Annotated in this window: 16 protein-coding genes; 6 read left to right on the top strand and 10 right to left on the bottom strand. The window is 69.3% G+C overall.

Going from position 1 to position 20850, the window contains the following annotated elements:
- Nucleotides 1–24: 24 nt before the first annotated feature.
- The 5 genes from WME75_RS35565 to WME75_RS35545 form a co-directional block, all read right to left on the bottom strand.
- Nucleotides 25–339, bottom strand: a complete 315-nt coding sequence (locus WME75_RS35565) for a type II toxin-antitoxin system RelE/ParE family toxin (protein WP_437480341.1) — start codon at nucleotides 337–339, stop codon at nucleotides 25–27.
- Nucleotides 336–563 (bottom strand): addiction module protein, encoded by a 228-nt coding sequence (locus WME75_RS35560; RefSeq protein ID WP_437480338.1) that lies wholly within the window; start codon nucleotides 561–563, stop codon nucleotides 336–338. Before WME75_RS35560 ends, WME75_RS35565 begins: the two co-directional genes overlap by 4 nt.
- A gap of 141 nt (nucleotides 564–704) precedes the next feature.
- Nucleotides 705–1193 carry a response regulator gene (locus tag WME75_RS35555; RefSeq protein WP_437480335.1) on the bottom strand — a complete coding sequence of 163 codons (489 nt, stop codon included), beginning with the start codon at nucleotides 1191–1193 and terminating at the stop codon, nucleotides 705–707.
- 245 nt (nucleotides 1194–1438) lie between these two features.
- Nucleotides 1439–6823, bottom strand: coding sequence for a trifunctional serine/threonine-protein kinase/ATP-binding protein/sensor histidine kinase (locus tag WME75_RS35550; RefSeq protein WP_437480332.1), 5385 nt, complete (start codon nucleotides 6821–6823; stop codon nucleotides 1439–1441).
- A gap of 230 nt (nucleotides 6824–7053) precedes the next feature.
- Complete coding sequence (locus WME75_RS35545) at nucleotides 7054–8310, bottom strand: PAS domain-containing protein (protein WP_437480330.1); 1257 nt, start codon at nucleotides 8308–8310, stop codon at nucleotides 7054–7056.
- A gap of 559 nt (nucleotides 8311–8869) precedes the next feature.
- Between WME75_RS35545 and WME75_RS35540 the strand changes: the two genes are divergently transcribed.
- The 3 genes from WME75_RS35540 to WME75_RS35530 all read left to right on the top strand — a co-directional run bounded on the left by WME75_RS35540 (nucleotide 8870) and on the right by WME75_RS35530 (nucleotide 10231).
- A complete protein-coding gene (locus WME75_RS35540; RefSeq protein WP_437480327.1) occupies nucleotides 8870–9250 on the top strand; it encodes a hypothetical protein in 381 nt (126 codons plus the stop codon).
- On the top strand, nucleotides 9247–9420 hold the full coding sequence (locus tag WME75_RS35535) for a hypothetical protein (RefSeq protein ID WP_437480326.1): 174 nt from the start codon (nucleotides 9247–9249) through the stop codon (nucleotides 9418–9420). The genes WME75_RS35540 and WME75_RS35535 overlap by 4 nt, the downstream gene beginning before the upstream one ends.
- A 166-nt stretch (nucleotides 9421–9586) precedes the next feature.
- Nucleotides 9587–10231: a hypothetical protein gene (locus WME75_RS35530; RefSeq protein ID WP_437480323.1), complete on the top strand. Its 645-nt coding sequence runs from the start codon at nucleotides 9587–9589 to the stop codon at nucleotides 10229–10231.
- 24 nt (nucleotides 10232–10255) lie between these two features.
- Here the strand turns inward: WME75_RS35530 and WME75_RS35525 are convergent, their stop codons facing one another.
- From WME75_RS35525 to WME75_RS35515, 3 genes are all read right to left on the bottom strand, one after another.
- Nucleotides 10256–11848, bottom strand: a complete 1593-nt coding sequence (locus WME75_RS35525) for a reverse transcriptase family protein (RefSeq protein ID WP_437480321.1) — start codon at nucleotides 11846–11848, stop codon at nucleotides 10256–10258.
- Between the two features lie 286 nt (nucleotides 11849–12134).
- Complete coding sequence (locus WME75_RS35520) at nucleotides 12135–14258, bottom strand: SWIM zinc finger family protein (protein ID WP_437480318.1); 2124 nt, start codon at nucleotides 14256–14258, stop codon at nucleotides 12135–12137.
- Nucleotides 14255–15964 carry a hypothetical protein gene (locus WME75_RS35515; RefSeq protein ID WP_437480317.1) on the bottom strand — a complete coding sequence of 570 codons (1710 nt, stop codon included), beginning with the start codon at nucleotides 15962–15964 and terminating at the stop codon, nucleotides 14255–14257. Before WME75_RS35515 ends, WME75_RS35520 begins: the two co-directional genes overlap by 4 nt.
- A 707-nt stretch (nucleotides 15965–16671) precedes the next feature.
- On the opposite strand from WME75_RS35515, the gene WME75_RS35510 reads away from it, so the two are divergent.
- Nucleotides 16672–17232 (top strand): RNA polymerase sigma factor, encoded by a 561-nt coding sequence (locus WME75_RS35510; protein ID WP_437480314.1) that lies wholly within the window; start codon nucleotides 16672–16674, stop codon nucleotides 17230–17232.
- Entirely contained in the window at nucleotides 17229–17477 is a 249-nt protein-coding gene (locus WME75_RS35505) for a hypothetical protein (protein ID WP_437480312.1), read from the top strand. Before WME75_RS35510 ends, WME75_RS35505 begins: the two co-directional genes overlap by 4 nt.
- 75 nt (nucleotides 17478–17552) lie before the next feature.
- Here WME75_RS35505 and WME75_RS35500 read toward each other — a convergent pair whose 3' ends face one another.
- Nucleotides 17553–18017 (bottom strand): hypothetical protein, encoded by a 465-nt coding sequence (locus tag WME75_RS35500; protein WP_437480309.1) that lies wholly within the window; start codon nucleotides 18015–18017, stop codon nucleotides 17553–17555.
- Nucleotides 18018–18531: 514 nt separating this feature from the next.
- Entirely contained in the window at nucleotides 18532–19572 is a 1041-nt protein-coding gene (locus tag WME75_RS35495) for an IS1 family transposase (RefSeq protein ID WP_437480306.1), read from the bottom strand.
- A gap of 294 nt (nucleotides 19573–19866) precedes the next feature.
- Here WME75_RS35495 and WME75_RS35490 point away from each other — a divergent pair, with 294 nt between their 5' ends.
- Nucleotides 19867–20196: a hypothetical protein gene (locus tag WME75_RS35490; RefSeq protein WP_437477846.1), complete on the top strand. Its 330-nt coding sequence runs from the start codon at nucleotides 19867–19869 to the stop codon at nucleotides 20194–20196.
- The last annotated feature ends 654 nt before the right edge of the window (nucleotides 20197–20850 follow it).

The raw sequence follows: 20850 nt of genomic DNA, 5'->3' as shown, positions 1-20850 counted from the left end.
GCGACTTCCACGATGACACGACCCTCATCGACGCACTCGATGGAGCCAGTACCCCGGCGCGCGGTGCTGATGAGCGACCGCGAGCAGGTGAACGACGTCCGTGGTGGCCAGGAAGATGAGCGCATACGGGAACCCCGGGACGAGCGCGCGGCGAACCGGCGAGTCGAGCTCTGGCTCCACGAGGACCGGAAAACGAAGCGGAATTCGCGCGACCTCACGAGCGAGAGAGCGCACTTCCGAGAGGAACCGCCGGGCGACATCCGGCGAGCCCTTCTTGTACCAGGCGGCCGCCTCCCGAAGCTCGGCCTCGGCTTCGGGCGCAAGCCGCGCCGTCCTCACAGGCCCAGATCGCGCTCGATGCGGTCGACCACATCGTCAACGTCGGCGCCTGGCGATTGCCCGGACAGAGCCCGACAAGCCCTTTGCTCGATCTCCTCGAGCCAGGCTGCCTCGTCGCGAGCATCGGGCGGCGACAGCGAATCCATGAGCTCCAGCGCAAGCGTCGCTCGCTCTCGTTCATCGAGCTCGAGCGCTTCCTGGAGGAGCTTTCGGGCGGTGCTCATTCCCTGGAAGGTAGCACGCTGGCGGCCAGCGGAGGGAGCGGCAAGGCCGCGGGCGGGCGGGACCCGACCACGAGCCGCAAAGCAGGCCCGGCCGCGGCCCCCAGGGCGGCCGCGGCGTCCGGTACCAGCGCAAGCGCCGGATCAGCCGCCGGTGCGCATCCTCCGGTGCAGCTCGATGAGCCGCTTGCCGTCGAGGACCTTCCCGTAAAAGTCGACCGCCGCCCGTACCGCGGCCAGCAATCTCCCGATGTCGCCGCATTTCGTGATGTAGCCGAACGGCCTGTGCTGGTTGATGATATCGTAAGGATCTTTCGCGTCCTGATAGGCCGAATAGAAGATCACGGGGACGTCGGGGTACTTCCTCCGGATCTCGTCACAGGCCCAGAAGCCATCGTGCTTCCCCATCTTCACGTCCAGGACGACGGCGCAGGTCTCTGCCTCGACGGCATCCCGGCCCTCCTTGGCCGAGGCGCACACGGTGACGTCATACCAGGCATCCAGGATGCCCCGGAGCGACTTCCTTATCGTGGGATCGTCGTCGACCACCAGCACCTTGGGCCGAGCTGCCGTTTTCGGGCTGGGGAGCGCCCCCTCCCGTTCCAGCAATGCATCGAAGTCCTTGAACGACATCCCGCGGCCCCCCAAGCCGCGGGCGCGCCCCCCGGCGCTCGTGCGCGACTTGGCTACTCATATCACCGCGCGCCGATGCTTCGCAAGCTGCCGGCCCATACTCGACGGCCACGCGCGCTCGCAGCTTCGGTGCATGGACCGCAACCACAAGGCATGTGGTTGCGGGTGCGACCGGCGGCGACATGCGATGGGGCTGCCATCGTTGGGTGGAGCTCGCCGCGGAATGGCTCCCCCGCGACCGTGTCTCACGCGCCAGCGCTCGCCGGCGGAGGGGGAGGGGACTCGGCTTCGGCGCGCGTCTTCGGGAGGACGATGCGAAAGGTGGTCCCGTGATCCGGCTGGCTGCTGAGCTCCACGGTGGCCCCGTAGAGCGCCGCGAGCTTCTTCACGACGCCGAGCCCAAGGCCGGTTCCGCTCTCCGGCTTTGTCGAGAAGAAGGGGTCGAAGACCCTGGCGTGAAGCTCGGGAGGGATTCCCACGCCGGTGTCGCTGACCTGAAGCGTCCAGCCATGCGGCTCCTCCAGGAGCGAGACGACGATGCGCTTCTCGCGCTGATCGCCCGCCTCGCAGAGCGCGTCGCGAGCGTTCAGGAGGAGGTTTCTCAGGATGGAGTGGAAATGGATCTCGTTGCCCCGGAGCTCGGCTCCCTCGTCGACAAGGACGTCGACGGCGATCGCGTGCCGCGCGAGATCGTCGCTCGTCTCCTTGAGGATGGATTCGATGAGCGGGCGGACGCGGACCACCTGGCTCCCTGGCTGCTCTCGCCCGACCTTCGCATACTCGAGGATCATGCGGGTGGTCGCGAGCCCCCGGTCGAGCGCCTCCCCGACGTCGCGCAGCGTTGTGTCAAGCAGCTCCTCGTTGGCGTTGAGCCGCCTGAAGGTGGTGGCGGTGGCTGCGTGGGTATCGGCGGGCACATGACGCTTCGTCGCGAGATAGACATCTCTCAGCAGACCGCTGTTCTCCACGCAGACGCTCCGCTGCTGACCGCCTTCGCCCGCGCCGCGGACCCGCGCGAGGAACGTCTTCGCGCCCGTGAGGATGTTCCGCATCTCGTGGGCGAACCCGCCCGCCATCTGCACCTCGGTCGCCTCCTTCTCCAGCGCGATGAGGCGCGCCTGCGCGTCGCGGAGCTGCCGGGTGCGCTCCGCGACCGTCTGCTCGAGCCGCTCGTTGGCCCCCCTGATCTCGGCGTTCGCCGACTCGACGGCGCGGAGCAGGTCCGCGTTCTCCACGGCGATGGCGGCCTGCGAGGAGAGCCACCCGAGCACCTCGACGCGCGCGGGCTGGAAGACATCGGGGGTGGCGCGGTGCTCCAGATAGAGGAGGCCGGTGACGCTGCCGCGGTAGAGGAGCGGCAGGCAGAGGATGGACCTCGGCTGGAGGCGGACGACGGCGGGGTCGCGGCCGAAGCGCGCGTCGCGTGGGGCGTCACGGAGGACCACCGCCTCGCCCGTGCGCGTGACGTAGTTCAGGACGGTCTGCGGGAGATCGGCGCGCTCGTCGGCGGGCCGCCGGAGCTCGACCTCGACGACCTCGGGCTCGACGCTCAGGGTCGCCTCGATGAACAGGTGTTGATCGCGGAGAAGGAGGAGCGCTCCCCGCTGCGCCCCGGCGTTCGCGACGGCGATCCGCAGCAGGCGATCGATGACCTTCGGCAGCACGAGCTCGCTCGCGACCGCCTGCGCGGATCGGATGATGGCGGCCACGTCGAGGAGCTGCGGGTCCAGCGGGTGGCTCGCGCCCGCGCTCGGCCGCCCCGCCGGCGCGAGGCGCTCCTCCGCGAGCCAGGGGTGGCTCGCGACGAGCGCCTGCGTCTTCGCGTCGGCGCCCCAGAGGGCGTAGGCGCGGAAGGCGTTCGTCATGTACTGCCGCGCGATCTCCTCCCGCCCGAGCCCACGATAGAAGCTGGAGGCGAGCTCGTACGAGAGCGCCTCCTCGTGCAGGAAGCCGTGCCGCCTCGCGCCCTCGATCGCACGGTCGTAGAGCGCCATCGCCTCGACGACCTCCCGCTTCACGCGCGAGAGCTCGGCGCTCACGAGATCGTGCTTGTGGCGGCTGTTCTCGGGGGCGAAGCGCGCCCAGGTCTCGAGTCTTTGCTGGTTCGCGCCGACGCTGGCGAGGGCGGCGTCGCGCTCGTCCGCCGGCAGCTGCTCGAGCGCGGCGAGGATCGAGAGCGATTGATAGAAATTGTGCTCGAGGACGGTGACCATTCCTGCGGCCGAATCCCGGTACTCCTCCCCGGCGCTGAGGCAGTCGTAGGCCGCCTTCGGATTGCAGAAATAAACCAACTGCATGCCCTTTGCGAGGTGCAGTGCAAATATGGATGTTCTGTTCTGTCCCAGGGATGGGATCATCGTCGTCTCGTCGAAGCTGTCACCAACGAGCCTCAGCTTCTCCGCCGATGCTCCTCGCAGGCTACGCACGAGCTGCATCCAAATCCTGGAGTTGTAGTGCGAGTACTGGTTGTGCAACTTCAGTGTTAGCTCGGCCGAATGCTTCATCTGTAGCTCAGTCGTCGCCAGCTCTTCTCCGGCGAGGAACAAGTGCAATGAATATATGGTCGAGCTGTATGCCGAAAATTCTATATTTCCTGTCTTCAGGCCTACCTGGACTGCGTGGAGTAGAGGATCGAGTGTCTCTCGAAGATGGCGTTTCCAGTGGTGGATGACGACGTGCACCGTGCCATAGATCTCGGCTTCTAGCTCGACCGCACCGAATTTGTGAGTGAGGTCGAGTGCCAGCCGTCCGAGAGCGAAGGCTTCGTCGATGTTGTTCGCGGAGCATTGGACTATGCCATACGTGACGTAGGCGAGCGCGGCGAACGGCGAGTTGCCGTGCTGCATGCAGATATCCACCATCGTGAATGCGCTGGTCGGAAGCAGGTCTGGCCTCGCGAGATACGTGGCCGGAACGACGGTCGTCATGATGCGAAGCGCTGCCTGCATGCGTTCGTCCGTCATCGGCGGGAGCTGTGCCAGCCGGGCCACCTCGGCGTGCGCCGGTGGGGATTCGGACAGGCGGACGTCGAGCATCGCGAGCACGGCCAGCGCCACGTCGATGGCATCCTGCATCCGGTTCTGTGATACGCAAAAATGAATACGCGTCTCGTAGACCCGGATCTTCTCGAAAACATCCAGGGCTCGTTCCTCGACAGCCCTCGCAGCCCTCTCTGCGTTCTCGAAGTTGATCGTCAGGTACTCGAGCTCGGCGAGGCCCGTGTAGATCGCGAGCGACAGCGCGTGATCCGCCTCCCAGGAGTCTTCCGGCAGAAACTCCGCCGCCGCGCGGAGGCACTGCACTCCCGGCCCGTAGGCGGCCCCGCGCCTCGCCTTCTGTCCGGCTCTCAGGTTGAGCGCCGCGGCCTCGTTGCGCTGCTGCCTGCCTTCGATGAGCTCGGCGCCCAGGTTGAGGTGCGTCACGATCTCGTGGATCCGCTCGTCGATCGACTCGGGCGAGGTCTCTCGCAGCATCAGCCGCCCGAGATCGAGGTGGATCCTCTTCCGCTCGTCCTCCGGGAGCAGCTTGTAGGCCGCCTGCTGCACGCGGTCGTGCAGGAACCTGAACTCGGCCGAGCTCCCGTCGCCGCTCTCGTCGAGGAAGCGCGCGATCTTGTAATCGCTGTCGACCGGCAAGATCAGCCCTGCCTCGAGCGCCGGCCAGAGGTCCTCGTCGGTCGCCCGCACGTCCTTCTGATGAATGCGGGCGAGGAGCCTCAGATCGAACCGGCTCCCGATGCACGCGGCCAGCATCGCGACCCGCTGCGTCGCCCCGGCCAGGCTGCGGACCCGGAGGATCATCAGATCCACGACGTTCTCCGCGGCGCTCATCGCCGCGATGTCCGCCGTGCTCCACCGCCAGGCGCCCTGCTCCGGATCGAAGGTCAGGTGACCGTCGCGGTGGATGCTCGTCATGTGCTGGATGACGAACAGCGGGTTTCCCTCCGTCCTCGAGAAGAGGATGTTCGACAGGGGGCGGCAGTCGTCGCGGGGCGAGCCCAGCGTGTCGGACACGAGCTCTTCGACGTGCTCCCGGTCGAGCGGCCTCAGCGCGATCGTGCGCACGCGCGCCTGGCCCTTCCGCAGCGCGCTCAGCATCATCATGAGCGGATGGGCGTCCTCCACCTCGCTGTCCCGGTAGGCGCCGATCAGCAGCAGGCGGCGAATATCGGGGTCCTCCATGAGAACGCCGATCAGGTGCAGCGAGCCCGTGTCGGCCCACTGGAGGTCGTCGAGGAAGAGGACGAGCGCGCGCCCCCGCGAGGTGATCGCGCCGATGAAGCTCCGGAACGTGAAATTGAACCGGTTGCGCGTCTCCATCGGGCCCAGCGCAGGGACAGGCGGCTGCTTGCCGAGGAGGAGCGCGATCTCGGGGATCACATCGGCGATCACCTGCCCGTTCGGCGAGATCGCGGCGAAGATCCTCGTCTTCCAGGCGGCGAGCTCTTCCTTGCTCTCCGTGAGGAGCTGCCGCACGAGCTCCCGGAGCGCCGCGATGAGGGAGGCATACGGGATGTTGCGCGAGAGCTGATCGAACTTGCCGGCGGCGAAATAGCCTCCCTCCTCGGCGATGGGCTTGTGGATCTCGCTCACGACCGACGATTTGCCGACGCCCGGGTAGCCAGCCACGAGGAGGAGCTCCGACGCGCCGCCGGCGCCGGACCGGCGGCCGCTGACGTCCTTGAACGCGCTCATCAGCGTGGCGACCTCCGCCTGCCGGCCGTAGAGCTTCTGCGACACCTGGAGCCGGTTCGGCCTGTCCTTCTGCCCGACCACGAAGCCCGAAGCCGGCCTGCCGCCCTCCAGCACCTCGAGGCACGCCAGGAGGTCTGCCCGCAGCCCGAAGGCGCTCTGATACCGCGCCTCGGCCGTCTTCGACAGGAGCTTCATGATCACCGCGGAGAGCGCCTCCGGCACGGAAGGCCGCGCCTGATGCGGGAGGATCGGCGTCCTCGCGATATGGGCGTGAACGAGCTCCATCGGATCCGTCGTCTCGAAGGGGAGGCTCCCGGTCGTGAGCTCGTAGAGCGTGACCCCGAGAGAATAGTAGTCAGAACGGAAGTCGACCGCCCGGTTCATGCGACCGGTCTGCTCGGGAGACATGTAGTGCAGCATGCCTCCGCCGGACGACCACGGGTCGCACACCGCCGCCCGCTCCGCCGGCAGGAGAGAAGCGATGGCGAAGGCCGTGAGCTTGCACGCGCCGAGCCCGGGATCCACGAGGAGGTTGCTCGGCTGGATGTCGTTGTGGATGATGTTCCGGTCGTGGATGGCGCCGAGCGTCTCTGCGAGCTGCAGCGCCACCCTGATCGCCGCCGCCGGTCCGATGTCGCGCCCGTGATCGTCGATGATCGCGCGGAGGGAGCGGCCCTCGAAGTGCTCCAGGACGAGCGCGGCCTGGTCGACCCGGACCTCCAGATCGCGGGCCCTGACGATCCCATCCAGGTCGAGCTTGCTGGTGATCTCGTGCTCGCGCTTGAGCATCGCGATCTCGCGGGGGCCGTGGAGATCTCGTCGCGCCACCTTGAGGGTGCACAGCGCTCCTGTGCTCCTCGTCCGGCCGAGATAGACGCTGTGACGAGGCCCGTGATGCAACGCGTCGATGACCTCGTGACGGATGAGCTCGACCATGTGATTCCCTCTGGATCGGATGCCCGTTCAGCTGCCACGAGGTGCGCCGGCCCCATGACGGTGGCGGTCGCGTGGCAGCACCCTCCGACAGGAGTATCACAAGCGGCAGGAGGCCCCCCGGGCGCCGCGCAGGGTCGAGCCCCGGTCACCCGCGCGACGAACTCCCCTCGTTGTCGTACCCGAGCGGCTCCGGCGGGCGCATCCCGGAGCGCCGCACCGCCTGGCAGCGCTCAGCCTGCGAGAGGACCCCCTCTGCGCTCCCTGGTCCGCAGCGCATAATCGATGCCGCCGCGCAGCGTGGCCTCCGTGACGAGGCCCTGCCAGTCCACACCGAGGTCGACGAGCATCCGTGCGATGGCCGGTTGAATGCCCGTGAGCACGACCCTCGCTCCGAGCAGCCTCACCGCACGAGCGGCTTGCAACAGCACCTCCGCCACCTGGGCGTCGACCGATCTCACCCCCGTGATATCGATGATGGCGATGGTCGCCTGGTGCGCGCTGACCCCCTCGAGCAACGCCTCGATGATCCGGCTCGCCCGCTCGGGATCGAGCGTGCCGATGAGCGGCATGACGAGCACCCCGTCGGCGATCGGCAAGAGCGGCGTCGCGAGCTCCCGGATGGTCGCCTGCTGCGCCGTGATGATCGCCAGCTGGGCCTCCTGGCGCTCGGCCTCCGCCTGCTTGAGGGCCGTGATGTCGATGGCCGCGCCCCCGACCGTCCCCTCCGGGATGCCGGGACCGTGAACGGGAAACTTGACGGAATAGAACATCCTTACCCCTTCTGTAGGGTGAGGGACGATCTCCTCGAATCCCGTCGCGAGCCCGGTATTCCTCACCTGGTCGTCCGCGGCCTTCACCTGCGCGACGATGTCCTCGGACAGGATGTCGTGGTCTCGCTTGCCAGGGACGCTGCGCGGCGCAAGGCCCAGGAACCGCTCGAACTGAGCGTTGGCCACGATGTACCTGCTGTCGCGATCCTTGGCGAACATCATGGCAGGCATGTGCTCGAGGAACGCCTGTAGCAGCGCTTCGTTCTTTTGCAGCTCGACCTCGCGCCGCCCTCGCTCGGTGATGTCCTCGGCCGAGACGAGGACCTGATGCGCCTCACCGTCGTCGCCACGCGCGAGGACCACGCAGCGCACGGCAAAGACGCGCCCGCCTCCTCCAGCGCCTTGCGCGCGCAGCGAGCACCCGATGGGCTCGCCGTCTCGCGCCGCCCTGAGCTGCTCCACGTAGACCGCTGACGCGCCGAGATCCTCGGGGTGGATGCGAGAGAGCAGGGGTTCCCAGCCGAGCTCTTCCGTCGCATCATCGCCGATCCCGAGCGCGCGGACGAACGCGCGATTGCAGGCGACGATTCGCCTGTCCCTGAGATCGAGGACACAGAGGGGGGTCGGCGCCACATCAAATATCCGCTCCACAAGCGCGCCCTCCGGCCCCTTTGCTCGCGCAGCCCTCGAGCTGCTCGAGACAGGCGTATCCTTCATGTGTCCGCTCCCTCCTCGTCCACATCTATCCGATCTTTGCGCTCGTGTGGCACGAGGATTCGGTGCCGCCCTGCGGGATCGGTGGAGCGGCGAGCGAGCTCGTGGCTGGCATCGCGGGCCACACGGCGGGGTGTTCCACCTCACCTGACGGCTCGTTCCGACGCACGCGACGGCCGGTCCGAGGGACATGACGCACGGTTCCGACGGGGGCGACGGTCCGTACGCGGCGCTCGCGGTACCGGACGACGTCCTGGATCTTTCGAGGTCCGGTGCGATTCGAGCGAAGGACGACCGACCTCGCGAGCATTCACCAGGTAACAGCCGAGCCGTGGCGCAGGATCGCGCCGGGCCTCGGGATCCAGACGGCTGGAGTTGTCGGGGAAGCGTCGTTTTCCAGTCCTCAGGGGCCTTCAGGGGCTGCTGGGCCCTACGTCGTGCGACCCGGTAGGCTCCGAGCGCGGCTGTTCATCCTCGAGATGCTTCGTGTCTCGCACGCAGGGAGAGCCGATCCATGAGACAGTCGTATCTTGCTTTGACAAATTTCGCTTGTGTCGCGGCCGTGGCCCTCGCCTCCGCGGCCTGCGGCAGCGGCGACGGCGGCGGCGCCCACCCCGATCCGGATCTCGACATCGACAGCTCCGACAAGGGGGCCCTGCTGCACCACGCGGACGCCGAGGCGAACGGGAGCTGCCAGCTGCCCGACGGTCCACGCACGGTGCATCAGATGAAGGGGCCGCCCGGGAGCTTGCAAGGCGGCTGCGCCCCCACGTGGACCCAGGAGCAGCTGAACGACGGGTTCGCCGAGATCCGCGACCGGCGGATGATCACCTTGCCAGAGGACCCCGATTTCGATCCCTCCGGCATTTCAGGACGGACCGGCTGGAGAGCTTGGTCTTCTCCCCCATCTACGTCATCGGGGACAACTTCGTCGAAGGCGTGACGACCGTGCGCGTCACCGGAAACGGCGTCGACGAGAGCGTCCCTATCGAATCCTACACCCTGCGCAGCCTCTTGCTCGAATACGGGTATGACCCCGGCGAGTATCAGGTGACGGCGGCCAACGGAGCGCACGTCAGCCAGCCCGTGGTCCTGACGATCTCCGAGTTCTGACCCGGCACGTGCACGCGTGGGGTCGAGATCCCGGCGTCGCGGTGCGCAGACAGCAGCATCGTGACGGTCGCGCCAGGGCAGAAGTGACGGCGGCCCTGCGTAGGGAAGGGTGGCTCTGCCGGTGGGCGGAGCTCAATCCTTGTTCCTTCGAAGGGAGGGCGTGAGAATGCGATCGACGTTCTGGGCTTGTGTGGTGGGGATGTGCCTTTCATGCGGTCTCTCGGGGCTGGGCTGCGGCGGCGACGACGAAGGGGCGACGCCGGGCGGCCCGGCGGGGCCGGAGGCGGGCGGGGGAGATGGCGAGGCGTCCTGCTCCGGACTCGACACGTCGGCCCTCGTCAGCGAGCTCTCGCCGGGGGAGGTCGAGCAGGCGTGCAGGGGATATCGCCGCTGCAGCGCCGAGAGGCTGACCCCGGAGCACCTGTGTCGCATGATGGGCGTGCTCGGCGCGATGTACGGGGACGAGCCCGGGGCGGACGACGCCGGGCTGCAGGCGCGCTGTTCCGAGCACTTCGAGGAGTGCATGGCCGATACGGATCAGGTGGAATCGATGATCGAGCAGGTCATCGCGACGGTCGAGGCGGCGCCCTGCGGGGCGCCGACGCAGTGCACGGCCACGATCGCCGAGATCGACGCGTGTGCCGCCGAATTTCGCGCGTACTCGTTCAACGTGCTCCCCGAGTGCAGCGCGCTCACCATGGACTACTACGAGCAGACCGACCGGGGTGCCGACTTGCTCGAGGGGCCCTGCGGCAAGCTCAGCATTGGCTGCTTCCCGCTCTTCACGACGCCGAGGGAGGAGCTCGAGTGACCGGCAGCCCCGCGTCTGACCCCCTCACCCCGTGAGCGCGTCGAGGGCCGAGAGCAGGGGCGCGGCCCTCTCGCGGTCGATCATCTGCACGTACGCGATCCTGCCCCGCACGTGCGCCTCGAAGTCCGGCACGCCGCGCCGGTTCTGGGCGGCGAGGCCGGTCTTCTTCGCCCCGTGGAGGATCGCGCGCAGGCGGCGCACCTCCTCGCGCGGCGCAGAGGGCTTGTCGTTGACCACGACGCCCGTCACCACCTGCCGCCCGCCCGCGCGCTGGATCCGGCCCTTCTCCGGGTGGATGGCGAAGCCCTCCTCCTCGACGATATGACGGACGCGGGCGAGCAGCATCGCGATGTCGCCGCGCTTGCCCGGGGGCGCCGAGAAGGTGAGGTCGTCCGCGTAACGCGTGTAGGTGAAGCCCGCGCGGGCGCACATGCCGGCGAGGCGCCGATCGAGCTTCCGCGCGACCTGGTTCGAGAGGGCCGGGCTCGTGCAGGCGCCCTGCGGCAGCGCGCGATCGCCGACCGCGACCCAGAAGCGCTGGCCGTCGTACTCGACCGGGCGCCGCGGCGGCTCGGTGCAGAACAGGGCGAGGAGCGTGGCCACCGCCGGGGAGTAGCCGAGCCGATGGAAGACGCCGCGCACCCGCGGGAACGTGATGGTCGGGAAGAACTCGGACAGGTCGAGGTTGACGACCACGTCACGACGCGTGTGCGGGCGCGCGTTGGTGACCGTGGAGCGCCCCTTCACGAAGCCGTGCGCGGGCTCCTCGACGGGCAGCTTCTCCAGGATCTCGCGCAGGACCCACGCCTGCGCAGCCGCCAGAGAGGCGTGGGGCGCCGCGAGCTGCCTCGTCCCGCCCGAGCGCTTCGGGACGTCGAAGTACACGTAGTGAGGGCGCTCGACGGCCTCGCCATGAAAGGAGAGCCAGCGCAGGCGGGGGACGGCGACGCCGAGGGCGCGGGCGAGGTCGGCCGGGGTGGACAGCACGGGCAAACCGCGCTCGACGAGCGATTCGACGAGCGAGCGCCGGTCGGCCAGGCCCGCCGAGACGTCGGGGCCGAGATAAATGATGTCCTCGGCCCGGCGTCGCGCCACCGCCTCGGCGCGCTGCCGCTTGCGCTCGGCGCTCTGGCGCCGCTTCTCCTCCCTGCGGGCGAGCTTCTCGCGCTTGAGCCGCTCGATCGCCTCGTCGGCCGAGCGCGCCGCGGCGGCGCCGGCGAGCCGCGCGGCGTCCTGGTGCGTGAGCCACAGATCGCCGACGCGGTGGATCTCGGCGATCTGCGCCTCGGTGAGCAGGCCGCGCAGGATGAGGCCCCGATCGATGAGCGCGGTGCGCTCGTCGCTCTGCGGCGGGATCGTGTCCACGCGGCCGATCCAGGCCGTCCTGTACGGGTTGATCTCGAGCGCGCGCCTGCGCAGCTCGTCTGCGGAGAGGCCGAGGATCCCGCGGGCGTCGTACGGATCCGCGGGGCGCGGCGTCGCGCCCGCCGCCGCGGCGCGAGGCTTCCCGGCGCGGGCGGCCGGCCGCACGGCGGCCGCGGGCCCGGCCGGCGCTTGCTCGCCCGGCTCGGCCCCGCCCAGGCCGAGCATCGTCTTCAGCTTGTCCCAGAAGCCCATTCGACCGTTCCGCTGGCCAGCCCCCGGTCCAGCCCTCCAAGGAAGCCCGCCCGCCCGACTACTTGCTCGTGACCACGCCCGATCACCCAGGCGCCGAGCACCTGTGCGGTTCCAGGACCGTCAGGTCCCTCTGGGTGGAACCGCACAGGTGCTAAAGGCGCCCAAAGAACATCGGGTGTGGGGATGCATGGAAGAACAACCTCCACCACGGCGGAGCGCCGCAGCATGTTGGGCTCGAGCGGACGGACCTCCTTGCAGGACTGGACACGCAGGTCTGGGGTGCACCTCACTTCGTCGCTCGCCTGGCGACGAGCCACGCGAGGCCCACCACCGCGGCGGGGCTCGCCTTGAACTGAGCGGCGACGCGCCGGATCTCGGCCAGCACGGCCGCGTGGACCGCCAGCGTCCTCACGACCGGCGCGTGGAGCTCGCGCGCGCGGAGCGCCCGCTCCGCCTCCGGCCCGCCGAGCGCGAGGGCCTCGGCCCAGGAGCGGCAGCCCTGGATGCGCTCGAACGCGAGGTCCCACGACGCCTCGACGACCTCCGCGAGGCCCGCCTGCCGGGCGGCCGCGGCGCGCTCGATCTCACCGAGGAGCTCCGCGGGGAACGGCACCGCCTCGCCGCGCGGGGCGGCCGTCGTCGCCCGCGGGCCGCCCGGCGCGGCCTCCGCCGGCTCCGGCGAGGGCCCCGCGTCACCGCGGCCGGACAGGTGGAGCTTGACCGCGAGCAGGTGCCGGCACGGGCCGGCGCGCAGCCGGTTCTTGTAGAAGTACGAGCAGCTGCACTTCGCCTTCTTGATCGCGCCGTCGGTGTCGAGGAGCAGCTCGCAGCTCGTCGCCTTGGCCCTCGCCACGACGACGCGGCGGCCGCCGGAGAGGGCCTCGTCCCGCGCGATCTCCACGCCGCCCCGGGCGATGCGGCGGCCCTCCGCGAGCTCCGGGGGCTCGGGGCCGAGGAGCGCGTCGGAGAGGGCGACCGGCATCACCGGGCGGCAGCGATAACACTCCGCGGCGTGGTCGTAAACCACCTGCCCCTGCTTCGCGGCGAGGTGCAGCGCGCCGCGAAGCGCGTCGTCCGGCGCGCCCAGCGACACGGCGAGCTCGCCGTGGGACGCGCGCCGCACGCTCTCCAGGTGGCGCACGACCCGGTCCGCCAGCTGCGCGTCCGGGGTGAAGGCGTCCGCCATGACGTCGAGGTGCGAGCCCGAGGTCCAGTCGTTCGCCGTCCAGCCCGAGAGCGCGAGGGTGAAGCGCATCTCGCCCATGGTGACGATCCACAGGCTCGGCAGCCCGGAGCCGAGCAGCCGCACCTCGATGCGGTCGGCGAGCGGCAGGAGCCGCGCGAGCGCGGAGAGGCGGCGCCTCCCCCACACCTTGATCTCCTCGGTCGCCCCCGCGCCCCTCGGCGCACCGGAGCGGTACGGGCCGGACCCCCCCGCGCCCAGCCGGGGCCCTGCGGCCGCGGGAACGTCGTCGCAGGTGACGCCGCGGCACGGGATGGAGACGCCCCAGGGGTCGAGCACGAGGATCGGCGCCTGGCCCGGCGTGAGCTGGAAGCGCAGGCTGCGCGGGCCCGTGCGCTCGCGGTGCCGATCGAGGTGCGCGAGGAGCGAGTAGGCCGCCTCCACGGGGACGTCGACCTTGCGGCTCGGGAGGCACATCGCCGCCTGGAGCTGGCCGAAGCCGCGCAACCACGAGGGCGGGAGGTCGATCTTCTCCTCGCGGTAGTCGCCGCGGCCGTCGACCGCGATCTCGAAGCCGGTCGGATCGACGAGGAGCCGCGTCGGCCGGTAGCTGCGGAGCGTCTGGAAGTGATCGTAGAGCGCGAGCGAGTAGTCGACGTTCGTCGTGCCGAGGCCGGCGTCCTGCGCGCCCCGGAAGGCGTCGCGATCGACCGAGAGGCAGCCGTAGCTCGACTCGTCCTTGGAGAAACACTCGAAGAAGACGACATCGGGCGCGACGGTCACGACCGGATCGCAGGGGACGAGGTGGCGGAAGAGCTCCGGGTCGTTCCGCGCGAGCTCCGTCGCCCAGCGGACGCGCGCGCCCCAGTAGACCTTGTGCATGGCCCGGAAGTCGGCCTCGAGGTTCGGCGGCAGCGGCACCTTCGCGAGGCGCGCGAGCTCGGCCTTCATGGCCTCGCCGTGGATCTCCTGGCGGAGCCGGGCCTCGCGCTCGGCCTCCTGCTGCTTCCACGCCTCGTGGGCGGAGCGATCCTTCGGCCGGCGCCGCAGATCGCCCACGACGACGTCGTGGAGCGCGCTGATCGCCTCGCGGAAGCGCACCGGCCGCGCGAGCTCGCCGTCGAAGAAGACCCTGGGGCGCGCGAGGTTGGGCGCGAAGCTGAGGGCGGCGCCGCCGCCGAGCTCCTTGACGCCGCTCTTGCCGAGGTAGCGGAGATCGAAGCTCACGCCGCGTCCTCCCCCGCGAACAGCCGGAGCTCGGGGAGCCTGCGTGCGATGGCGTCGCGGAGCGCGGGGGCGCGGAACGCGGCGCGGGCGAGGGCGCCGAGGGCGGCGCGCCGCTCGGGCGGGCGCACGCTGCGGAGCGCGACGCCGAGCAGCGGCAAGAGCGCGTCGGCCTCGCCAGGCCGGGCGACCACGCGGTCCGCGATCTGCCTGACGACCGCGCGCTTGTCGCGCGCGCCGCCGTGGACGGCGAGCAGCGCGGCCGCCCACACGTGCCGCAGCGCCTCGGGCGCGAGGGCCGCCTTGCGCGCGGTGAGGTGCCGGATCAGGAAGGCGCGGGCGTCGGCGTGGGGCGTCTCGGCCAGCGCGGCCCACAGGCCGGTGTCGTCGCGGAAGCGGGGGTCGGCCTCGAGGAGCTCGAGCGCGCGGGCGCGGACGTCCTCGTGGCGGGAGTCCAGGAGATCGCGCACGAGCTCGGCCTGGCCGTGGGGCGAGCGCCCGAGCACCTCGATGAGCCACGCGACCGCTTCCTCCCGGACGCGGGGGGCGCCCGCGGTCGCGAGGCGCGCGATCGTGTCGAGATCGGCGGCGGTCTCGACGGGCTTCGTCCTCGCCCAGCGGAGGCCGAGCTCCGCGACCGGCGCGGCGCGCGCGCGGGCGAGGTCCACGCACTCGGCGAGCGAGAGCCGCGCCGGCGAGACGTGCTCGACCACCGCCTCGCAAATGAAGGCGAGCGCCGCGGCGTTCTCGGTCTGGAGCAGCGAGAGCCAGTCCGCGATTGGCAGGCTCCCGAGGCCCGGGATCTGCCGGAGCAGGCTGGCGGCGAGCGTCTGGACCTCGTCGTGCGGGCTCTCGAGGAGCGCGCGCACGCGAGCGAGGGGCAGGCCGCGGAGCTCGGCGGCGTAGGCGCGGCCGAGGAGCCCGACGGCGAACGCCCGGACCGTGCGGCTCCTCGCGGCCGTGACCAGGCCGAGCACCTCTTCGAAGGCGCCCTGCCACGCCTCGGGGTAGAGCGGCGCGGGCTCGAGATCGGCGAGGGCGGCGCCCTCGGCGAGGCGAACGCCGCGCGGGAGGCGATCGAGGACGGGCGAGCCCCAGTAGAGCGCGTGGAGCAACCCCCAGGCGTCGAGCAGGCGCTCGGGCCTGTCGAGGTGCTCGTCGCGGTAGAGCGCGAGCGCAGCGCGGACCGCGCGGCCGTAGCGGGCGGGGTCGCGCCGGCCGAGCCGCCTGAAGTAGCGGAACGCGCGGCGCCGCAGGTAGTGGCGCGTCCGCACCGAGAAGCGCGGCGACTCGACGTCGCCCGGGGGGAGGCGGCCGGGCGCGAGGGTATCGTTCACGAGGCAGGGCTCGTCGCGGGACGTCCTTGTCTGCCAGTCGTAGCGGGGCACCTTGACCAGCTTGCGGCGAACGAGGCGGTCGAAGGCGACCATGAAGTGGCCGACGACCTCGTCGTCTCCTGCCTGCTCGGCGAGTTTGTAAAGGACCTTGACGAGCGCGCGGTGGTGCGGTCGGTCGCAGCCGTCGTCGATGTAGCGGAGCAGCGTGCGCCGCGCGAACGGGCGCTGGTCCGCGTACCAGCGCGGGGCGAGCGCCTTCAGCTTGCGGCCCGCCTCCGAAACGAGCACCTCGTCGACGAACCGGTCGTCGCCTGCCTCGAAGTGCTCGTCGAGGAGGAGCGTCGACGCTGCCGGAGATCGCGCGGCGCTCATGCGGGGCGGATGCTACGAAACGGGCGCCGGGCCGGTCAAGCGGGGCGCCGCCACAACGCCGGCCGGCTGCGGCTGCGGCTACGCCGGCCTGCTGCGGCTCTCCGTAGGCCGCGCCAGCCCTTCGGCGAACGCCCGCGCGGAGATGCAGGGCACACACACCCGGCCGGCCCAAGAGAGGGTGTCCCAGATGTCACGACCAACGCCGGCGCTCGTGACGAGGTAATGGTCAGTTTTGACCCGAAGTGGTCAAAATAGCCTGATTCGCGTGGCGACTGTGGATCTCGCCGCGTAGGTTCGGCCGTAAGCAAGTGCAGCCCGCGGGTGTCTCACCACCCCGGGCTGCGTGGCCGAACCCCGCGCTAACGAGGTCCGACAGTGCAGCTATACCTGATCCCGCCAGACGGTGGGCAAGGCGAACGTGCGCCCGCGCGCCGTCGCCGCTCCGCCTCCTGTCTCTCCCTTACACCTACCCAGCGCAAGCGGCTGCGTGCCGCATTGCACAACCTCAGGTCCGCATACGGCGACTGGGATTGCTTGGCCTCGGTCATGGGCATGTCCGTCGTGAGCCTCCAGGGCATCGCCCGAGGCCGAGACAACGGCTCCCCTGCGACCGCACAGCGCGCCGCGAAGGCGGCCGGCGTCACCGTTGAGCAGCTGCTCGGCGGGCTCGTCGCGGCTGACCGCTGCCCAAGCTGCGGGAGATCCGGGTGAGGCGCCCGCGGAAGGGGGCGCAGAGCCCGCCTGCCGCACGACATCCCCGGAAGCGCCCGACGATGCAGGCGATCCTTGCAGAGCGCGGCATCGTGCGCGCGACGCTCGCCGGCATCCCGAAGCGCGACCGCGCGGACGTGGAGCAGGCGGCGCTCATGGGCGCTTGGATGGCTGTGAAGGGTGGGCGCTACCGACCGGACCCCCGGGTCGAGCCGCGCGTAGCGATGCGCGCCTGGCTGCACGGAATCGCTTGGCGGCAGGCCGCGAAGTACTTCGCGAGCGCGTGGGTTCGTCACACGGTCCTCCATGCGCAGCCGCTCGGGTTGCTCCGCGAGCCCATGGGACCGAGCTTGGAAGCGCAGCTCCAGGCTCGCGAGGTGCTGGCGGCGCTTGCAGAGCTGCCGTCGTGGCAGGTCGAGGCGTTGCTCATCGTCGACGCGCCCGAGACGCTGGCGGAGTACGCCCGGCAGCACGGGCTCAACCCGCACACGGCGGCCAGCCGCTTGCGCATCGCGCGCGAAGCGCTCGCTCTTCGGATCCGGAGGTGGCGCCGATGAGCGGCCCCGACTTCAAGAAGCGCGTGCTGAGCGACGAGGACCTCTCCCTCATCGCCAGCGAGGTGCCCGCGCTCGCCGATCTTCGCGGCGTGCGTCCCTGGAACCGCGACAAACTCGGGGCCGCCGTGCTCGGCGCCCTCATCGCGGCCAGAACCAAGTCCGAGCGCGCAGCGGCCCAGCAGGCACTCGGTGCCATCCAGGCGCTCGACGCCATCGACCGGCTCTTTGTGCGCCACGACAGGTAGACACCTGCGGCTCGCGCGGGCTCGCCTCGCTCGGAAGCTTAGACGGCGGCGGTGAGCGACGAACGGGGGCCTTCGTCATTCCAGTTGTTTAGGCTCTTCGCCTTTGGGAAGAGCCTTGCTTTTCCAGCGATCGATCGCTCGATCTACAACGTAGATACCCCCGAGGACGGCAACAAGTGCCGCAACGGACGCGCCGGAATTCTCACGCAATGCAACAACACCCAGGCCAGCGATCACGGCGGCGAATACGAAGATGTGTCGGAAGGTCTGGTGCTTCGCTAGCGTCTCCTCGCGCTTTGTTACCTCTGCTTCGCGCTTGGTTTCCTCCGCGGCGCGCTTGGTCTCTTCCGCAGCCTGCTTTGTCCTTTCCTCCGCAGGCACAGCATACTGGAATCGCGCGGATTCAACGAACGCATTGGCGGCCGTCGGCGTCATGTCGGTAACGCTCGTCGTCGTAATGTCCCAGTCATACTGCGCTTTGGTGAAGCGCAGTACCGGGACGACGCCTCCGGTGCCCTGGCGCTGAATGGACTTGACCATTTCCGTGACTGCGGTGGCGGGATTTGTACTATCAGGCATTGCCGGTCACCCGCTCGATGGCGCCCAGCGAGAACTGCATCACGTAGCAGCAGCGTTCGCACATGAAAGTCAGCGCTGGCATCCCAGTGTTCCCGAGGCGGGACGTTGGCGGCCGCTGACCATCCTTGGCCGTGTGGGCCACTACGCGCATTACGGCGTATACTCCCATATATGCCCATCTTTCGTTGGAGCATATTGGGCAGTTCGGAATAGTCACATCCAGGGCCTTCAGATGCTTTTCGAACATCTGGATGCGCTGATCGTCCACACCGTCTTCGGGGTCCGCCATGCGGCCTGGCACGATACTTGATGTGCCTGCAAGGGGCAAGGTTCTCGTCGGAGACGAGACTGTCGGCCGCAGATTTGCGGGTTCGGCATGCCACCGGGTGGCTTTCGAGTCGCTCCTGGGGGCGAAGCGCTAGGTCGCGTAACATCTCCTAGTATGGATCGCTGCCGATCCACAAACAAGCCGCGATTACTCGGGCTCGTCGAACAAACTCAACTGCCTCATCGGCCTAGGCTCCGGAGCGGGCGGAGGCGCCGCAGGCGCAGCCGGCGCACTCCCAACCAGCCGGAGCCACCCCTTCCCGTTCGGCAGCGCCCGTGCTGGCGCCGCAGGCGTCCCAGCGGGCGGCTCCGGCAGCTTCAGCGTCTTCGGCTTCGGGGGCTCCGTGGGCGCCTCGGAGAGCGCCGCCGCGACGAGCTCCTCGATACTCCACACGTGATCGGTCAGCCCGGCCTCCATGGCGGGCGTCACGCGCAGCGCCTCGTGCGGGCGGCAGAAGTTGTAGAACGCCATGTGCAACGCGACGGCCGCCTTGTGGTGCGGCAGGCGCTTGCTGAACCCGTTGCAGAGCCGGGTGAACCGGCGGATGTGCATCCGGATCGTGAGGTTCTGGCGCTCGACGTGGCTCGTGCTGGCGCGCTTCATGTCGGGCACGCCGAACACCGGCGTCTTCGTGATGAACGGCTCGCGCGGCGGCTCGTAGCGGTGATCGTCGTCCCTGCGGGCCTTCCGGTTGTAGCGCTTGATGACCTGGGCGTAGTCGACCGAGCCCGCGAGCGCGAACGCGCCGCCGACGGCAGCGACGTAGGGCGCCCAGCCGTCGCTGTAGAGCTGCGGGATGGTCACCAGCCGGGCCCGCAGATCCTTGATGAACGCAGCAGTGTTCTCCTCGTCCCGCTTCCCGACGCGGTAGCTGATGACCAGCTTCGACGCGCTCGCCATGCCGACGAAGGTGTACGCCTCGCCGACGTCGGGTGAGTCGCCCGGCTGCACGCGCGCCTGCTTCTTCTGCACGTAGCTCCAGATCTCGTCCACCTGGACCGTCAGGCAGTCGACGTCGCGCACGAGCCGGTTGTGCAGCTGCTCGCAGCCTTCGCCGACGCGCAGCAGCAGCGCCAGGATCGCAGGCTTGCTCACATCGGTGAGCCGCGTCGTGGGCCGGATGCCGGCTCCCTCGACAAGATGCGCGACGACCTCGACGCGCTTCGCCATGGGCAGCACGTGTGCCATGCAGGGGCTTGCCTCTCTCCATTGGCCGGCCCATGCTGCGCCTTGCGACGAGCGCTCTGTGGGCCACCACAGGGTGTGTTGCAGCCCTGTCTCCGGGGACCAGCCGGGGACAGGGCGCTTTGCTAAGTACCCTGGAAAGATAGCACCGAGCGCCTATGTTTCTCGGCGTTTCCGTGTGGCTCGGACGCGCGATGTCCTAGCCCGCGTGCGCGATTACAGCCTGTTTGACGGCTCTTTCGCGCTGTCGGTTGCTGGCGCACGCGGGCCTCGATGGGCTCGTGGTAGGGTCGCAGCATGCGCGTGCGGCTCATGCTGGAGAACGGCGGCCACGCCATCACCAAGCGGCCGCACCTCTCGGAGGTGCCCGCCGTGGGCTCTTTCGTCCTTGCGGAGCGCGCGCGGATGGTGGTGAGCGTGGAGCTCCGTGCGGAGCGCGGAGAGGCGGACGTCTACCTGCGCGAGGACGCCGACGACCTCATGATGCAGGTGATCCCGGAGGCGCACCTAGCCCACATCGAGCTCATGAAGCGGTACGGGTGGGACGTGGAGGAGGAGGTCGCGCTGATGACGTGGCTTCGACATCGGATCGAGCGTCACGACGACGAGCCGGTTGGTCAAAATTGAGCCTATGCCACCGCTGCGTCAGATGTTCTCGGTTTAAGCCTGCTCGAAAGGCACCATCGGCTGCGCTCGGAGCCACGACACTACATCATCGAATGATGCAGCATCATCGATGTCGTTTTGCATGCGTCGCACTTCTTCGGGGTCCGGGCTTGCGAACCTCAAGCCATCGATGGAAAGCTGGTAAACCAGAGCCATGCTAGGAAATTGCACGCACGCGTCTCCGAGACTGACCACGTTCTTGCTGAGCGAGTAGAAGATGGCCGCAGCCCCGGATATGGCGCTTGGGTAAGGTCCTGCAAGGTCCTTGGCCTCTCGCCAGCAGAGAAATAGCGCGTGTTCGCTAGGACTCTCATCCCAGCTAGATGAGAGTCCCAGGCTGGTGCATAAATCTATGAGCTCGCGGCACCCGATGAGCATTACCGTCGAGGCTGCCCCTTCGGATCCATGAGCTTCAGGTCAGCGTAAAACTTAGCCAGCGGCGGGGGGAGACTATTCAACCAAGCCGTCATCCTGGCTACCCCATCCCCATTGTGAGCCGCCTGCGGGATAGAGGACGACCTATCGGGCGCCTCTGCCGCGCGAGCTGCCGATCCTGTGTTTCCGTCCATGATCTACCTCTTGCCTAGTGTCTACAGATGCATATACGCCATGGCG

It is taken from the genome of Sorangium sp. So ce1014, assembly GCF_051521505.1.
GTDB lineage: Bacteria > Myxococcota_A > Polyangia > Polyangiales > Polyangiaceae > Sorangium.
Note: the sequence above shows the minus strand (reverse complement) of the source record. Positions and strands in the feature narration are given on the sequence as shown.

What these genes read in the sequence shown, in the direction of transcription:
- WME75_RS35560 (WP_437480338.1), bottom strand. Translation starts at nt 563, where the DNA reads ATGAGCACCGCCCGAAAGCTCCTCCAGGAAGCGCTCGAGCTCGATGAA.
- WME75_RS35555 (WP_437480335.1), bottom strand. Translation starts at nt 1,193, where the DNA reads ATGTCGTTCAAGGACTTCGATGCATTGCTGGAACGGGAGGGGGCGCTC.
- WME75_RS35550 (WP_437480332.1), bottom strand. Translation starts at nt 6,823, where the DNA reads ATGGTCGAGCTCATCCGTCACGAGGTCATCGACGCGTTGCATCACGGG.
- WME75_RS35545 (WP_437480330.1), bottom strand. Translation starts at nt 8,310, where the DNA reads ATGAAGGATACGCCTGTCTCGAGCAGCTCGAGGGCTGCGCGAGCAAAG.
- WME75_RS35530 (WP_437480323.1), top strand. Translation starts at nt 9,587, where the DNA reads ATGCGATCGACGTTCTGGGCTTGTGTGGTGGGGATGTGCCTTTCATGC.
- WME75_RS35525 (WP_437480321.1), bottom strand. Translation starts at nt 11,848, where the DNA reads ATGGGCTTCTGGGACAAGCTGAAGACGATGCTCGGCCTGGGCGGGGCC.
- WME75_RS35515 (WP_437480317.1), bottom strand. Translation starts at nt 15,964, where the DNA reads ATGAGCGCCGCGCGATCTCCGGCAGCGTCGACGCTCCTCCTCGACGAG.
- WME75_RS35505 (WP_437480312.1), top strand. Translation starts at nt 17,229, where the DNA reads ATGAGCGGCCCCGACTTCAAGAAGCGCGTGCTGAGCGACGAGGACCTC.
- WME75_RS35500 (WP_437480309.1), bottom strand. Translation starts at nt 18,017, where the DNA reads ATGGTCAAGTCCATTCAGCGCCAGGGCACCGGAGGCGTCGTCCCGGTA.
- WME75_RS35495 (WP_437480306.1), bottom strand. Translation starts at nt 19,572, where the DNA reads ATGGCACACGTGCTGCCCATGGCGAAGCGCGTCGAGGTCGTCGCGCAT.
- WME75_RS35490 (WP_437477846.1), top strand. Translation starts at nt 19,867, where the DNA reads ATGCGCGTGCGGCTCATGCTGGAGAACGGCGGCCACGCCATCACCAAG.